The 1,731-nt window shown below is 58.3% G+C and carries 2 protein-coding genes; one reads left to right on the top strand and one right to left on the bottom strand.

The annotated features are described in order from the left end of the window. Window positions 1-59 precede the first annotated feature (59 nt). Entirely contained in the window at window positions 60-968 is a 909-nt protein-coding gene (gene prmB / locus F8N85_RS33935) for a 50S ribosomal protein L3 N(5)-glutamine methyltransferase (RefSeq protein ID WP_150805231.1), read from the bottom strand. A 237-nt stretch (window positions 969-1,205) separates the two neighbouring features. On the opposite strand from prmB, the gene F8N85_RS33930 reads away from it, so the two are divergent. Further along, a partial coding sequence (locus tag F8N85_RS33930; RefSeq protein WP_150807677.1) for a cysteine hydrolase family protein occupies window positions 1,206-1,731 on the top strand: 526 nt, incomplete at its 3' end.

Raw genomic sequence — 1,731 nt, 5'->3', positions numbered from 1 at the left:
AGATCGCAGCCTGCGGCAGCTCCTACAGGGCTTGTGTACGCAGAAGGTCTCGCTACTTTCTAAACCCTCGAAGCAAACACCGCCTGATGCTGACGGCACTGTTCGGCGCTGAGCATGAACACGCCATGGCCGCCGTGTTCGAAGTCGAGCCAGGCGAAGTCCACTTCCGGGTACAGCGCTTCGACGTGCACCTGGCTGTTGCCGACTTCGACGATCAGCAAACCTTTTTCGGTCAGGTGATCCGCCGCTTCGCTGAGCATGCGTCGCACCAGGTTCAAGCCGTCCTCACCGCAGGCCAGACCCAACTCGGGCTCATGCTGATACTCGTCCGGCATGTCGGCGAAATCTTCGGCATCGACGTACGGCGGATTGGAAACGATCAGGTCGAAACGCTGGCCCGGCAGACCATCGAAACCATCCCCCTGAACCGTATAGACCCGCTCGTCGACACCGTGACGTTCAATGTTCTGATTGGCGACTTCCAGCGCTTCGAACGACAGATCGGCCAGTACCACTTCGGCGTTCTGGAACTCATAAGCGCAGGCGATACCAATGCAGCCCGAACCGGTGCACAGGTCAAGAATGCGTGCCGGCTCGGCGTCCAACCAGGGCGCAAATCGTTTTTCGATCAGCTCGCCAATCGGTGAGCGCGGGATCAGCACTCGTTCGTCAACGATGAACGACATACCGCAGAACCACGCCTCACCCAACAAGTAAGCCGTAGGGATCCGCTCTTCGATACGACGCGTGATCAGGCGTTGCAGATTGACCAACTCGTCCTCTTCCAGGCGGCAGTCCAGATAACTGTCGGCAATTTCCCAAGGCAGGTGCAACGCGCCGAGCACCAATTGACGGGCTTCGTCCCAGGCATTGTCAGTCCCATGGCCGAAAAACAGATCCTCCCCATGAAAACGGCTGACGGCCCAACGGATGTGGTCGCGCAAGGTGCGCAGGCGGGAAGTGATCACGGGACAAACTCCTGAAAAAACGACTGACGATTCTAACAGCCAAAACGCCCCCCGACGACGCATGAAAAACACCAACTCACTGTAGGAACTATCCATTTTTCAAGCTTTTACTTGAACAGAACCACCCTCTTGACAAGGCTGTAGGCCAGCAACCACACAGCCTACGTTGGTAGCGATTCACAGAAGCGCTCAGCCAGAGGACAATGTCGCAAAAGCCCTACCCAAAGGAGCCCCAGAATGTCCGTTCCAAAGACGATGTTTCAACTCACCGGCCGTGGTTATGCACCGGCCAGTTTGAGCCATGCCAGCCTGGTCATCATTGATGCCCAGAAAGAGTATCTCAGTGGCCCATTGGCCCTGACCGGCATGGATGCTGCCGTCGAAAACATCAAGCAACTGGTCGCCGCGGCCCGCGCTGCCGGCCGGCCGATTGTGCATGTGCATCACCTCGGCACCGTGGGTGGAATGTTCGACCCGCAAGGCGCACGCGGTGAGTTCATCCCGGGCCTCGAGCCACAAGGTGACGAGACCATCGTCGGCAAGCTGCTGCCCAGTGCCTTCCATGGCACGGAGTTGGAAAAACGTCTGCAGGACCTCGGCTCGCTGGACTTGATCGTCTGCGGTTTCATGAGTCACTCCAGTGTCAGCACCACGGTACGCGCAGCCAAGAACCTGGGTTTTCGTTGCACCCTGGTGGAAGATGCGTGCGCGACCCGCGACCTGCCGTACAAAGGCGGTATCCTGAGCGCGGAACATGTGCAGC

This window comes from Pseudomonas fluorescens (assembly GCF_902497875.1).
GTDB classification, from domain to species: domain Bacteria; phylum Pseudomonadota; class Gammaproteobacteria; order Pseudomonadales; family Pseudomonadaceae; genus Aquipseudomonas; species Aquipseudomonas fluorescens_BR.
The sequence above is the reverse complement of the archived record's forward strand: the minus strand, read 5'-3'. Positions and strand labels throughout refer to the sequence as shown.